The organism is Burkholderia sp. BKH01 (genome assembly GCF_025685725.1).
GTDB lineage: Bacteria > Pseudomonadota > Gammaproteobacteria > Burkholderiales > Burkholderiaceae > Burkholderia > Burkholderia pyrrocinia_C.
Window position 1 is genome coordinate 243,442 of record NZ_JAOTQT010000005.1, and the last position, 14,006, is coordinate 257,447.

At 67.0% G+C, this 14,006-nt stretch carries 11 protein-coding genes; 6 read left to right on the top strand and 5 right to left on the bottom strand.

The genetic code is table 11. The features are described from left to right. The first annotated feature begins 193 nt into the window (after nt 1-193). From OEJ37_RS11055 to OEJ37_RS11065, 3 genes are all read left to right on the top strand, one after another. Nucleotides 194-1,906, top strand: coding sequence for a M36 family metallopeptidase (locus OEJ37_RS11055; protein WP_174417579.1), 1,713 nt, complete (start codon nt 194-196; stop codon nt 1,904-1,906). 79 nt (nt 1,907-1,985) lie between these two features. Beyond that, a complete protein-coding gene (locus OEJ37_RS11060; protein ID WP_174417580.1) occupies nt 1,986-3,239 on the top strand; it encodes a M20/M25/M40 family metallo-hydrolase in 1,254 nt (417 codons plus the stop codon). A gap of 131 nt (nt 3,240-3,370) precedes the next feature. Continuing rightward, entirely contained in the window at nt 3,371-3,733 is a 363-nt protein-coding gene (locus tag OEJ37_RS11065; protein WP_263344291.1) for a YbjQ family protein, read from the top strand. A gap of 57 nt (nt 3,734-3,790) precedes the next feature. Here OEJ37_RS11065 and OEJ37_RS11070 read toward each other — a convergent pair whose 3' ends face one another. After that, nucleotides 3,791-4,624 carry an alpha/beta hydrolase gene (locus OEJ37_RS11070; RefSeq protein WP_208459176.1) on the bottom strand — a complete coding sequence of 278 codons (834 nt, stop codon included), beginning with the start codon at nt 4,622-4,624 and terminating at the stop codon, nt 3,791-3,793. A 260-nt stretch (nt 4,625-4,884) separates the two neighbouring features. On the opposite strand from OEJ37_RS11070, the gene OEJ37_RS11075 reads away from it, so the two are divergent. After that, on the top strand, nt 4,885-5,895 hold the full coding sequence (locus OEJ37_RS11075) for a helix-turn-helix transcriptional regulator (protein WP_263344293.1): 1,011 nt from the start codon (nt 4,885-4,887) through the stop codon (nt 5,893-5,895). A 105-nt stretch (nt 5,896-6,000) separates the two neighbouring features. On the opposite strand, the gene OEJ37_RS11080 is transcribed toward OEJ37_RS11075, so the two are convergent. The 3 genes from OEJ37_RS11080 to betC all read right to left on the bottom strand — a co-directional run bounded on the left by OEJ37_RS11080 (nt 6,001) and on the right by betC (nt 9,943). Then, nucleotides 6,001-7,140, bottom strand: a complete 1,140-nt coding sequence (locus OEJ37_RS11080; protein WP_175918486.1) for a porin — start codon at nt 7,138-7,140, stop codon at nt 6,001-6,003. 256 nt (nt 7,141-7,396) lie between these two features. Beyond that, on the bottom strand, nt 7,397-8,362 hold the full coding sequence (gene choX, locus OEJ37_RS11085; protein WP_174417585.1) for a choline ABC transporter substrate-binding protein: 966 nt from the start codon (nt 8,360-8,362) through the stop codon (nt 7,397-7,399). Between the two features lie 45 nt (nt 8,363-8,407). Further along, complete coding sequence (gene betC, locus OEJ37_RS11090) at nt 8,408-9,943, bottom strand: choline-sulfatase (protein ID WP_263344294.1); 1,536 nt, start codon at nt 9,941-9,943, stop codon at nt 8,408-8,410. A gap of 241 nt (nt 9,944-10,184) precedes the next feature. Between betC and OEJ37_RS11095 the strand changes: the two genes are divergently transcribed. Then, complete coding sequence (locus tag OEJ37_RS11095) at nt 10,185-11,090, top strand: choline sulfate utilization transcriptional regulator (protein WP_174417587.1); 906 nt, start codon at nt 10,185-10,187, stop codon at nt 11,088-11,090. A gap of 170 nt (nt 11,091-11,260) precedes the next feature. Then, on the top strand, nt 11,261-12,136 hold the full coding sequence (gene purU, locus OEJ37_RS11100) for a formyltetrahydrofolate deformylase (protein WP_072441954.1): 876 nt from the start codon (nt 11,261-11,263) through the stop codon (nt 12,134-12,136). Nucleotides 12,137-12,294: 158 nt separating this feature from the next. Here purU and OEJ37_RS11105 read toward each other — a convergent pair whose 3' ends face one another. Next, complete coding sequence (locus OEJ37_RS11105) at nt 12,295-13,950, bottom strand: APC family permease (RefSeq protein ID WP_263344296.1); 1,656 nt, start codon at nt 13,948-13,950, stop codon at nt 12,295-12,297. Between the last annotated feature and the right edge of the window lie 56 nt (nt 13,951-14,006).

The window sequence follows — 14,006 nt, forward strand, 5'->3', positions numbered from 1 at the left end:
CTGCCTGCCGTTCGCTTCCCCGCTCCTTCCTCCGCCTGTTTCTTTTCGACCTGACATTTAGGTTTCCTTAGTCAGTCGACGCTCCCAACACCGCTTCGCCGCGCCGGTTCCATCGAACCGGCGCGCGGGCCGTGTCGTGCCTGCGCGCCACGAGCGCGCGGGCGTGTCCAACCGTTGAGATGAGGATTCACGTATGCAGACATCACGCAAAGCATTGCCGCTCGCCCTGGGCCTTGCGCTCGGTTTCGGCATCGTCGGCGGCGCCGCGGCCGATACGAAGGTCTCGAATCCGCAGGCAGCGAGCCTGCGCGAAAGCCTGACGCGCGGCGTCGCGCCGCCCGCCGCGAAAGCCGATACGGCCGCCGGGCAGTTCCGCGCGGACGGCGTCGCCGTCACGCTGTACAACCCCGCGTATCGTGTGAAGAAGGCTGCCGCGACGCCCGCTGCAACCGCGCGCGACTTTGTCGCATCGCAAGCGGCGCAGCTCGGGCTCGACGCGACCGCGCTCGCGAGTCTCGTCGTCACGTCGGAACGCAACGATGCCGACTTCACCGTCGTGCGCCTGCAGCAGCAGGCAGCCGGGCTGCCCGTATATGGCAGCGACATCGCGGTGACGGTCGCGAAGGACGGCCGCATCCTTTACGTTGCGAGCAACACGATCAACGGCGTGGTCGCGACGTCGCGCAAGTCGCAGGCCGTCGACCAGCAGCAGGCGCTCGACCGTGCGCGCGCGTATCTCGGCGTGAGCGGCTTCACGAATCTCGATGCGCAGCTCGTCGCGTTCGTCGACAAGGCCGGCACGCACACCGCGTGGAAGGTGCGCGGCCGCCCGCAGGACGGCCCGAAGGGCGACTGGGAACTACTGATCGATTCAGGCAGCGGCGAAGTGCTGCGCGCCGAGGACAAGGCGTTCTACGCGACCGACGGCACCGGCTTCGTGTTCCGGCCGGACCCGCTGTCGCCGACCAAGAGCAGCTACGGCAGCACCGGCTACAAGGACAGCAGCGACGCCGATTCAACCCAGCTCACGGCCGCGCGCGTGCGCGTGACGCTGAAAGATCTCGCGCAGTCGGGCTCGCGCTACGCGCTGTCGGGCCCGTATGCGGCGTGCGTCGACTTCGACGCGCCGCGCGACAACGCGTGCCCGCTGCAGTCGACGCCCGCGTTCGAATTCACGCGCGGCAACCTGTATTTCGAGGCCGTGAACGCGTACTACCACATCGACACGTTCCTGCGCTACGTGAACCAGACGCTCGGGATCAAGGCGCTTCCGTACCAGTACACGGGCGGCGTGCAGTACGACCCGCACGGCGAATCGGGCGACGACAACTCGTCGTACTCGTCGAGCAGCGGCCGGCTGACCTTCGGGCAGGGCGGTGTCGACGACGCGGAAGATGCGGACGTCGTGATCCACGAACTCGGCCACGGCATCCACGACTGGGTGACCAACGGCGGCCTGTCGCAACAAGAGGGGCTGTCCGAAGGCACCGGCGACTATCTCGCCGCCGCGTACAGCCGCGACTTCAACCAGTGGAGCCCGACCGACGCGCAGTACCACTGGGTCTTCAACTGGGACGGCCACAACGAATACTGGGGCGGCCGCGTGACCAACTGGAACGTCGGGCGCACCTATGCGCAGGCGCGCGGTGCCGAGATTCACACGGCCGGCCAGTACTGGGCATCGTGCAACCTCGTCGCGCGCGACGCGATCGGCGCGCAGGCGATGGACAAGGCGTTCCTGAAGGGATTGTCGATGACCAACGGCTCGACCAACCAGAAGGCCGCCGCGCAGGCCGTGCTGACGGCCGCCTCCGCGCTCGGCTACAGCAGCGCGCAACTGACGGCGATCGGCAATGCGTACAACAAGAGCTGCACGTACGGCGTGACCGTGCCGCAGAAATCGTAATTCCGCAGCAGGCGGGGGCGCATCGCACGACCTGCGGCGCGCCCTCTTCCTCGACATCGTTACCCTCGCGAGATCGAACATGCCTACTCTGAAATTGACTTATCTGAGCGCCGCGCTGGGCGGCATGCTGTTGACCGCCGCCGCACATGCGGCCCCCGTGTGGATCACGCTCGGCGATGCGGCGTTCCGCCAGCTTCAACGCATCGACGCAAGCGCGACCGCGCAATACAGCACGACGGTCGATGCCGGCAAGACCGCCGACGGCGCCGCGCGCCGCGAAACCGTGCACGTCGTCGAGATCGACGATTCGCGACTCGGCGAGCTGGCCCATGCCGTCCATCGCACGCGCGGCCACGGGCCCGGCTACGTCGTGCACGACTCGTTCGACGAAGCGCGCCAGGCACTGCAGCCGGTGCCGCCGTCGCTCGCAAAGCAGGCGGCCGCCCCCGCGTACAAGGTGTCGAACGCGCCGCAGATCGGCACCTGGATCCAGCAACTGCAGGCCAGCAACATCGTCGGCACGATCACGTCGCTGTCCGGCTTCACGAACCGCTACTACACGACGTCGCACGGCGTTGCCGCATCGGACTGGCTCGCGCTGCAGTGGAAGCAACTGGCGGGCGGGCGCGCCGACATCGCCGTCGAACAGTTCGCGCACACGGGCTTTCCGCAGAAATCCGTGATCCTGACGATCCGCGGCAGCGATCCGGCCGCGGGCACCGTCGTGCTGGGCGGCCACCTCGATTCGACCGTCGGCCGCACGACGGAGAACACGCGCTCGCCCGGCGCGGACGACGACGCATCGGGCATCGCGAGCCTCACCGAAGCGCTGCGCGTGCTGCTCGCGAACAACTACCGGCCGAAGCGGACGATCAAGTTTGTCGGGTACGCGGCGGAGGAAGCCGGCCTGCTCGGCTCGAAGGCGATCGCGAAGCAGTTCCGCGCGCAGAATGCCAACGTGGTCGGCGTGCTACAGCTCGACATGACGAACTACAAGGGCGATCCGAAGGATATCTACCTGATCACCGACTACACGAACGCATCGCAGAACACGTACCTGACGAATCTGGCGAAGACCTACCTGCCGGAACTCACGATCGGCACGTCGCAGTGCGGGTATGCGTGCTCTGACCATGCGTCGTGGAATGCGCAGGGCTATCCGGCGTCGTTCCCGTTCGAGGCCGACCAGAACGACAGCCCGTATATCCATACGGTGAACGACACGCTGGAGAACTCGGATCGCCAGGCGAACCACGCGCTGAAGTTCGGCAAGCTGGCGCTGGCCTATGCGGTCGATCTCGGCGGGGATGGTGGTACGGCGGTCAAGCACTGACCGAACCGGATCGGGAAGTGCTTCGCTGCGGTGAAGACACGGGCGCGCACGGCGTGTGCGCCCGTTCCGGCGTCTGGTCGCCTTCCGGCTAGAATCGTCGCTTGATCACTACCGCACCACATGCTCCCGCCATGACCGACACCACCCGCTCCGTCGACGATCTGTCGCCTGCTCGCGTCACGACCGCATTCGACCTGCCTGGCCACACGACCGTCCGCTCGCTCGGCGTCGCACAGGGCATCGTCGTGCGCTCGCGCTCGATCGTCGGCTCTTTCGGCGCGTCGCTGCAAACGATCTTCGGCGGCAACATCACGCTCTATACGTCGCTGTGCGAGAAGGCACGCCAGCAGGCATTCGACAAGATGCTCGCCGATGCGCGCAAGCTCGGTGCGAATGCGATCGTCGCGATGCGCTACGACTCGACCGAGATCGGTTCGGGCGTAACGGAAGTCATCTGCTTCGGCACGGCCGTACGCGTGACGCCTGACGCCTGACGCACACGGAAACGCGCCGGCGCGCGCGTTGCACGTGCGCGGCCGCGTTCCGCGTTGTCACCGCGTGACGATGGCGGACAACGCCTGCAGCAGGCGTCCGTCCGCGCGCACGACCTCGTCGAGCACCGAAAAATGCGTGGAACCCGGAACGTGGATCAGTTCGACCGTCTCGCCGGCCGCCAGGCACGCGGCCGCATAGTCGTCCGAATGACGCACGAGCTCCGGCAGCTCCGCGCCGCCGACCGCGACGACGGTCGGCGCGCCCTTGCCGATGTGGCGCAACGGGCTGAATGCGTCGATTTCCTGCTTCGACAGTTTCAGCTTGTCGTCAAGCCACGACAGGCTGATCGGCTCCAGATCGACCAGCGCGCTGATCGGCAACGTGGCCGTAACGGCAGGATGCGCGCGATACAGCGCCGTCAGGTGCCCGCCCGCCGAATGGCCGCTCAGCACGAGCGGCCGGCCCGCGATGCCGAGCCGGTCACGATCGGCCGCCAGATGGTTGAGCAGGCGGCCGATCTCGCCGACGATCTGCGTCATCGATGCATCGGGCGCCAGCGTGTATTCGGCCAGCACGACGTTGAATCCCGCGGCCAGCGGCCCGCTCGCGATGTATGCGAAATCCTCCTTCTCGCAGTTCTGCCAGTAGCCGCCGTGAATGAAGACGAACGTCGGCGCCTGCTCGCGGCCGCACGCGATCCAGTCGTAGCGCTCGCGCGGGCGCTCGCCGTAGCGCAGATCGCGCCGGCACGACGCCGTGTCGTACAGCTTCGCGCTGCGCGCCTGGCAATCCGCCAGCACCGCCGGGAAATCCGGCACCGCTTCGGTGTTGTTGTACGCAGCGTCGAGCGTGGCGCGGTCCATGCCGCGATAAAGGGTGGTCATGATCATGCTCCGATGAATAGCGTCGTTTCCAGACATAAAGCCGCCGTGCGGCACCGGACGGACGACCGGCCGTCGCGCGACGGGGCCCGAAGCCGCCGCCAACGCGCGCCGTATAATGTCAGGCCATTGGTGGCAGGCCGTCCGATACGTCCCCATGATTGCGCGAACGGGCGCGGGCGACTATCGCCTCGGCGCCACCGGCATCGGAAACGCGCCATTTTTCGTGTATCGCGGCCATCCGCTCCGCTTCCGTCAGGAGGGACTCCTTGAACGACCTGCTTGCGCGGCCCGGCATGCCGCCGCTGACCTTCCCGCCGCTGCTGTCCGACAACGACATTCCGCGCAGCGCGATGCTGTTCGTGTCCGACGATCTGGAACATGTCCGCCGCGAAGTCAGCAAGGTCTATCGCCCCCATCGGTTCAGCGCCGCGCGGCACCGCGCGACGCCCGCCACCATGTTCAATCTCGACGGCGACAACGTTGCGCTGTCTTGGTTTGCATACGGAACGGACATCGCGATCAGCCCGGAGATCTTCGGCAATTTCGTGCTCGTGCTCACCACGCTGGCCGGGCATTCGGACATCCGCAGCGGCGCGCTCGCGCACGCGGGCGGCAGCGGTTCGACCGTGCTCGTCGCGTCGGACGAGCAGGCGCGGTTCCGCTACAGCGAGGACAACGTCCAGATGGGCGTGCGCATCGATGCGCGCCGGATCGCGGAGATCTGGCGCCGCGTGTCCGGGCGCGAGCCGCCGTCGGTGCTGCCGTCGTGCGCGCTGCTCGACACACAGCGCCGCAACCGCTGGCTCGCGTCGGTGCAGATGCTCAGGCACTTGCTGGATCCAGACACACCGCCCGCGCTGAAGGCGATGCAACTGCCGCTGGTCGAGGAACTGCTGATCATGTCCCTCGTCGGCGAGCAGCTCGCCGATGCGGCGCCGGCACGCGAGCGTGTCGCGCCGGCGTGCGTGAAGCGCGCGATCGCGTATATCGACGCGCATGCCGGCCAGCCGCTCGCGCTGTCCGACATCGCGGCCGCCACGCATTGCAGCGTGCGCACGCTGCAACGCGCATTCCAGCAATGGCGCGACATCGGCACGATGCGCTACCTGAAGGAAGTCCGCCTGCAGCGCGTGAGAACGGCGCTGCAGGCGCCGGACGACGCTGCTTCGATCACGGAGATCGCGACGCGCTGGGGCTTCGGCCATCTCGGGCAGTTCGCCGCGGATTACCGTCGGATGTTCGGCGAACGCCCGTCCGAGACGCGCTCGAAGCGCTGAGACTGCGATACGCCGTCGGCCGAAACGCGCAAAAAAAAAGCGCGAACCTCGGTTCGCGCCAAAGAGAGACCTCGCTGAAGACGTCACTACCCCACACCACCCCGCTCAGAACGAATGCCGCATCCCGATCCGCACGTCGGCCTGCGTCTGCGTCGTCGACGGCGTGAAGCTGTAGCCGACCACCGCATCGACGCCTTGCGACGCGCGCAGGTAATCGCCGGAGATATACACGTCGGTGCGCTTCGACAGCAGGTAGTGCAGGCCCGCCGTGCCCTGGTTCCAGTGATGGCCTTCGAAGCGCGTATGCTGGTAGCCCGCAATCAGGCTCAGCGCCGGCGTGAACTGGTACAAGCCGCCGCCTTCATACACCTGCATGTGCGACGACTGGCCGAAACCCTTGATCGTCGTGTACGAGAAGTTGGCGTCGAGCGTCAGCTTGCCGATCGTGTAGCTCGAGCCGATGCCGAACGTGCCCTGGCTGTCGACGTTCATCGGCGTGTTCGCGAACAGGTCGGTGCGCGCGCCGGTCGCCGGATCGACGGTAACCGTCTGCTGGCCGAGGAACGTGTGCGTGCCGATCATCGCGTACGGATCGAACGCGTAGATGCCGTTCGGGTTGTTCAGGCGCGTGTACGCGGCGCCGATCGAGAAGTCGCCCTTCGTGAAGCTCGCGCCCGCGCTCCATGCGCTGTTGCGGTGGAAGTTGCCCGCGACGTTGCCGAACGAGTACATCGCGCCGAACTTGAAGCCGCTGAGGTCGTTCGACAGGAACTTCACCGAATTCGGCAGGCGATCACCGTTGAAGCGGTCGAAGTCGCCCTGGTGGATCGCATAGCCGCTGCCCCACGCCGAGATGTTGTAGATCGACACGAGTTCGTTCGTGATGTCGAGCTGGTTGCCGAACGACAGCGTGCCCCAGTCATTCTGCAGGCCGACATACGCCTGCCGGCCGAACTCGGCGCCGCCGAAGCCGAGCTGCCCGTTGCCGAGGTGGAAGCCGCTCTCGAGGGTGAACACGGCCTTCAGGCCGCCGCCCAGGTCTTCCGTGCCCTTCAGGCCGAAGCGGTTCCCGTATGAGACGCCGTCGTCGAACTTGACCACGTGCGAACCGCCGGTGTTGTTCACATACGTGATGCCCGCGTCGAGAATCCCGTACAGCGTCACGCTGCTTTGCGCGTGCCCGATGGCGGGAATACAGGCCGCGCATGCAAGCGCGGCGGCTACGGCGACTTTCGTGTGCTTCATTATCGACCACCCTCCCTGAACCGTTCGATGGAAAGAATCTCGTCCCGGCGCGTGCCGCGATACGCCGGTGGATTCGAATTCGGTACACCCGCTGGCTTCGGCATTTCGTTTTTCGCAATAACGCAGCCATTGCCGAAAAATACAAACCCATATTTCGGGTCACCCGTCTGAAGGCGACACCAAATGGTCACGATGCGACGGGTCGGGAAAACACGTAGACGGGCGGCACGGCAAAAACCGGCCGCCCGGAGGGGGGTCAGCGGCCGTCGAGGGCCGCGCGCACGGCCGGCAGGCCCGGTGCGCCGGCGGCCGTCGTCACGCCGTCCAGCCAGCCGGCGACCAGTGCCGGGTCGGCCTTCAGCGCGTGCTGAGCCGCGAGCGCGGGCGACGTTTTGTTGTCGAGCATGTCGGCGATCATCCGGTTCTCGACGTCGACGGAGAACGTCATCTGCCGGAACAGCCGCGCAAGGTTCGCGCACTGGCCGGCAAACCCGGCGCGCGTGACCGTGTTGACGGTCGCGCCGCCGTAGTTCGGGCCGAAGTACGCATCGCCGCCCGACAGGTAGGTCAGATGGAACTTCGTGTTCATCAAATGCGGCTCCCACGCCAGAAATACAATCCAGCGCTTGTCGCGCACCGCGCGCTCGACCTGCGTGAGCATGCCCGTCTCGCTCGATTCGACGAGCGACCAGCTGGCCGTGCCGAGCGCGTGGTCGGACAGCATCCGCTTGATGTTCTGGTTCGCGGGCGCGCCCGGTTCGATCCCGTAGATCTTGCCGCCGAAGCGGTCGGCATAGCGCGCGAGATCGGCGAACGTATGCACGCCCGCGGCCGCGACGTAGTCGGGCACCGCAAGCGTGAACTTCGCGCCGCTCAGGTTCGCGTGCAGCACGTCGATCGATTTCTCGTCGACGAACGGCTTCACGAGCGGCGCCTGCGCGGGCATCCAGTTGCCGAGGAACACGTCGACCTGCCCTTTCTTGAGCCCCTGGTACGTAATCGGCACCGACAGGTTCGCCACGTCCTGCCGGTAGCCGAGCGCCTTCAGCACGACGCCCGCCATCGCGTTCGTCGCGTCGATGTCGGTCCAGCCGGGCGCCGCCATCTTCACGTCGCTGCACGTCTGCGGGTCGGCCGCATGCGCGCCCTGCGCCACCACCAGGCAGGCGGCCGCGGCGAGCGCCGCGCCGATCCGGATTGCTGCATTGCATTGCCGTTCCATCGCCAGCTTCCTCCGTCGTTCGTCAATGATCGCGATGCGGGACGCTCAGCGCCCGACCCGCGGAAAACGCGCCATCGCCTCGAGCGTGTCGAGTTCGATGTGATTGCGCATGTAACGCTGGCTCGCGTCGGTGAACGGCTGCCAGTCCCACGCGTGAATGCGGCCCTGCGTCGCCGCCGCGTAATGGAAGCGCCGGCGCCGCTGGCTCGCGCGCACTTGCCGGTCCAGCTCGGGCAGGTTCCAGCGCTGCGCGGCTTCAACGCGGAACGCCGCGAGCACGCCGGCGGCTTCCGGCGAGCCGGCGAGATTCGTGAGTTCGCGCGGATCGTCGGCGAGGTTGTAGAGCTGGTCGGGATCGGCCGGGCAATGCACGTATTTCCAGTCGCCGCGGCGGATCATCACGACCGGCGCGACCGCGCCTTCCGCGAGGTATTCGCCGAGCGCGACATCGTGCGCGGGCGTGCCGTGCAGGTGCGGCACGAGGCTCGCGCCGTCGACCGGGTCGGGCCAGCCGCCGGCGGGCGCGGCGCCGGCCAGGTCGACGAGCGTCGGCAGCAGGTCGGCGTGCGACACCGGCCCGCGCACGCGCGCGGCGCCGAAGCGGCCCGGCGCATGGACGATCAACGGTACGCGGCAGCCGCCTTCGAAGAACGTCATCTTGTACCAGAGCCCGCGCTCGCCGAGCATGTCGCCGTGGTCGGACGTGACGATCACGATCGTGTCGTCGGCGAACCCGCACTGCTCGAGTGCGGCCAGCACGCTGCCGAACTGCGCGTCGACGTAGGAGGTTGCGCCGTAGTACGCGCGGCGCGCGGCGCGGATCTGCGCATCGGTCGGCGGCGTGCGGTCGTTCTCACAGACGAAGCGCAGCCGCTGCGAATGCGGATCGCTGTCCGCTGCATCGAGCCGCACGGCCGGCATGTCGATCTCGTCGTCGCGGTACAGATCCCAGTATTCGCGCGTGATCGCATACGGGTCGTGCGGATGGGTCAGCGACACGACCATGCAGAACGGCCGCGCGTCGTGCCCGGCCGCACGTTCGCGCGCGACGTCGTACAGCTTCTGCTTCGCGGCGAACGTGACTTCGTCGTCGAAATCGAGCTGGTTCGTGCGCACGCACGGGCCCGCGTCGAGCACCGAGCTCATGTTGTGATACCAGCTCGGCCGCTCGGTCGGGCTGTCCCAGTCGGGCACCCAGCCGAAATCGGCCGGATAGATGTCGGTCGTGAGCCGCTCCTCGAAGCCGTGCAACTGATCGGGCCCGCAGAAATGCATCTTGCCGGACAGCATCGTCCGGTAGCCGCCCGCGCGCAGGTAGTGCGCGAACGTCAGCGTTTGCGCCGGCAATTCGGCGGCGTTATCGTAGGCACCGATCCCCGACGGCAGCTTGCCGGTCAGCAGCGAGAAGCGCGACGGCGCGCACAGCGGGCTCGCGCAATACGCGGCGTCGAACACCACGCCTTGCGCGGCAAGCCGGTCGAGCGTCGGCGTGCGCGCGACGCGGTTGCCGTACGCCGGCAGCGCGAACGGCGTGAGCTGGTCGGCCATCAGGATCAGGATGTTGGGTGTCGGGTTCGTCATCGGCGGTCGTGGGGGAAACGGTGTTCGAATGGAACGGCGCGCCGCCTTGGCAGCGAGACGTCCGGCATGACGGATGCGGCCCGAAGAAAGTGCCGCGCATGCCGGCCGCGACTGGCTAGAATCGCGGAAAGGCCTGGCGCGGCGGCCGTGAAGCGCGTGTGCCGTACCGTCCGATGCACTATCGCCCGCCCGAATTCGGGCGGGAAGGCGTCCTGCCCTTATGGGGCCATTAGAAGGACTTATGTCGAAACCGGAACCGTTACCGTCGATGCAGGCGCTGCGCGCATTCGAATCGGCCGCCCGGCTCGCGAGCTTCACGGCCGCCGCGCGCGAGCTCGGCTCGACGCAGCCGGCCGTGAGCCAGCAGGTGTTCCAGCTCGAGGCCGAGCTCGGCGTGCCGCTGTTCGAGCGCAGCCCGCGCGGCGTCACGCTGACGGCCGACGGCCAGTGCCTGTACGAAGCCGTGCGGCTGAGCCTCGACACGCTGCGCGGCGCCACCGCGACGCTGCGCGCGCGCCGCGAGCACGGTGCGCTCACGATCGTCACCGACTTCGGTTTCGCGACCTACTGGCTGATGCCGCGCCTGGCGGGCCTGAAGCACGTGATGCCGGATGTCGACGTGCGCGTCGTCACATCACAGGATTACGACGCGCAGCGCGACCACGGCGACATCGCGATCCTGTTCGGCGACGGCCACTGGCCGTCGTGCACGGCCGCGCGGCTCTTTCCGGAATCCGTCACGCCCGTATGCTCGCCCGCGTTCCGCGACGCGCACCTGCACGTCGCGCGGGCCGACCAACTGCTCGCGCTGCCGCTGCTGCACGTGCAGCCGACGCGCCCCGAACGCTGGCTGTCGTGGTCCGGCTGGTTCGACGCGCACGGCCTCGACACGGCGGCCGCCGCGCGCGGCGTGACCTTCAACAGCTACGCGCTCGTGATCCACGCGGCGCTGCTCGGCGAAGGCGTCGCGCTCGGCTGGTCGCCGCTCGTCGACGAGCTCGTCGCGTCCGGCCAGCTCGTGAAGCTGGTCGACGCGCCCGTCGTCACGTCGCGCGGCTACTTCCTGGTGCGGCCGCCGCAGCGGCCCGAGCCGGACGCGACCCACGTGTTCCGGCGCTGGCTGCTCGACGCGTGCGCGAGCGCGTGACGGGTCGAGCCTGCCCCCGCGCGCTGACGCACCGATACCAGCCACACGGCGCGTTGGTTCTATCCTCCCCAAAATCGTCCTGATTTACTTGAGTCTCCCGCAACCCGCGCGGCGCGGCGCTTTCGTGCGCTGCCGCACGGCCGTGCGCCCCATGCCATCCGAGGATTCTCATGACCGCCGAGCACCGCCCCGATCAATTCGTCCTGACACTGTCGTGCTCGAGCGCGGCCGGCCAGGTCGCCGCCGTCGTCGGCTTTCTCGATCGCCATCGCTGCTATGTCGATGCGCTGAACGTGTTCGACGACGATCTCAGCAACCGCTTCTTCGTGCGCTGCGTCTTTCATCCGACGGATGAAACGCTGCAGATCGACGCGTTGCGCCAGGAATTCGCGCCGATCGCGGCCGGCCTGGGCGGCGACATGCAATGGGCGATCCACGACGTGAACGCGCGGCCGAAGGTGCTGATCATGGTGTCGAAGCTCGAGCACTGCCTCGCGGATCTGCTGTTCCGCTGGCGGATGGGCGAACTGAAGATGGACATCGTCGGCATCGTGTCGAACCACCCCGATTTCGAGCCGATGGCCGCGCAGCACGGGCTGCCGTTCCGGCACTTCCCGATCACGGCCGACACGAAGGCGCAGCAGGAAGCGCAGTGGCTCGACTTCTTCGAATCGAGCGGCGCCGAGCTCGTGATCCTCGCGCGCTACATGCAGGTGCTGTCGCAGGAGACGAGCGCGAAGCTCGCGAACCGCGCGATCAACATCCATCATTCGTTCCTGCCCGGCTTCAAGGGCGCGAAGCCGTATCACCAGGCGCATGCGCGCGGCGTGAAGCTGATCGGCGCGACCGCGCACTTCGTCACCGACGATCTCGACGAAGGTCCGATCATCGAGCAGGTCGTCGAGCGTGTGGATCACGCGCTGCGGCCGGAGCAGCTGCTCGCGGTCGGGCGTGATGTCGAAAGCATCACGCTCGCGCGCGCGGTGAAGGCGTTCATCGAGCGGCGGGTGTTCTTGAACGGGGATCGGACGGTGGTGTTTTCGTAATCGGGCAGCACGTTCGTTCGAACGCGAAGAAAACGAAAAAGGCCCGACGGGCGTACCGTCGGGCCTTTTTTGCGATCGCGTTGCATTCGACGCATCGCGCGACGGCCCCGTGTGCGGTTTCCGGCGCCATCGCGCGCGACAATGCACGCATTACCTCGTCACTTCACCCACGCAAGGTAATACGACAACCAGATCGTCAGCCCCGCGCCGATCAGCGCCGCGTAAGGCATCAGATTCAGCCACGCACTGCGCTTCGGCACCTCGAGCTCCATGTCGCGCTGCATCTGCGCGGGGAACCGGCCGCGGTCCTGCCAGTAGTGACGATAGAGAAACACCGGCACGATCAGCAGCATCGCGATCAGCCCGTTACGCAGCGTGCCTTCGCCCTGCAGGTTCGCACCCGCGCCGACATACACGAGGTTCGCATAACCGCAGATCGCGCCGCCGACCAGCAGCCACGTCGGGCAGCGGAACGGCCGATCCCAGTTGCCGCGATCCATCCGATGGATCCAGCCCGACTGAAGATTCAGGAATACGAACAGCATGTAGCAGACGTTCGAGATCGACAGCACCGTCATGTAGTCCGACATCATCAGCAACACGAGGTTGAAGCCGAGATCGGTCCACATCGCGCGCGTGGGCGAGCCGTGCTCGTTCACGTGCGACAGATACTTCGGCAGCCAGCCGTCGACCGATGCCTGGTACAGCGTGCGCGACGAACCCATCATCGACGTCATCACGATCAGCAGGATCGACAGCATCAGCATCACGACGACCGCGTTCGCCACCCACGCGCCGCCGCCGACGATCTTCGCCATCGCGGCCGCGACGCCGGTGCCGTCGCCGATCGCGGGATCGAGCATCGCCTGCGTGCCGAGCGCGCCCTGGAACGCCAGCGGCACGAGCGTCATCACAACGAGACACAACGCACCCGACCAGAAGATCGCCTTCGCGGTGTCGCGGCGCGGATCGCGGAATTCACGCGTGTAGCAGACGGCCGTCTCGAAGCCGTACGACGCCCAGCCGGCCATGAACATCGCGCCGAGCGCCATCGTGACGCCCTGCCCGTTCCACGAGCCGTAGGTCGCGGCCGTGAGGTTGCCGTGCGCGTCGTGGCCGAGCGGCAGCAGCGGGAGCAGGTTCGACATCGGCACGTCGCCCGTGACGAACGGCACGATGCCAACGATCAACAGCGGCGTGAGCGACGCGATACCGAGGATGCGCTGCGTGCGCGCGGCCTTCGATGCTCCGCTGTGCTGAAGCTTGAACGTGATGAGAAGCAGGATCGTCGCGATGATGAACGTCGCGTTGATCCGCAGGGACAGGCCGGGTTTGATAAAGCTCAGGTCCGCTAACTTGAGCTGCCAGTGCAGCACCGCCGCGTCGGCGGGAAAGAGGCTCGTGAGCGCATAGCTCGCCGCGAGGCCGCAGCCGAGCGCAAGCATCGGCGACCACGCGAGCCAGTTGCACCACACGGACACCGGGGCAATCAGCTTGCTGTAACGGACCCAGCCGATCGCGCCATACACCGACGCGCCGCCCGATTTATGAGGAAATAGCCCCGAGATTTCCGCATAAGTCGCGCTTTGGATCAACCCCATCGTGATCGCGGCGATCCAGATCGCCCACGCGGGCTGGCCGATCGTCGCGCATACGCCGCCGATCGTGAACAGCACGCCCGCCGGCACGCCGCTCGTTACCCAGAACGCGTCTTTCCAAGTCAGGCCACGATGCAGCGTGTGGCCCGTCGAATCATGTGAGATGGTTGCCTCGACATCACTGGTGCGGTTCGCACGCAGTCCTGCTTGACTCATCCAATTCCTCCTGTGATGACTCTGCACAAGGGCCGTAGTGTAACAACTTACGGGCT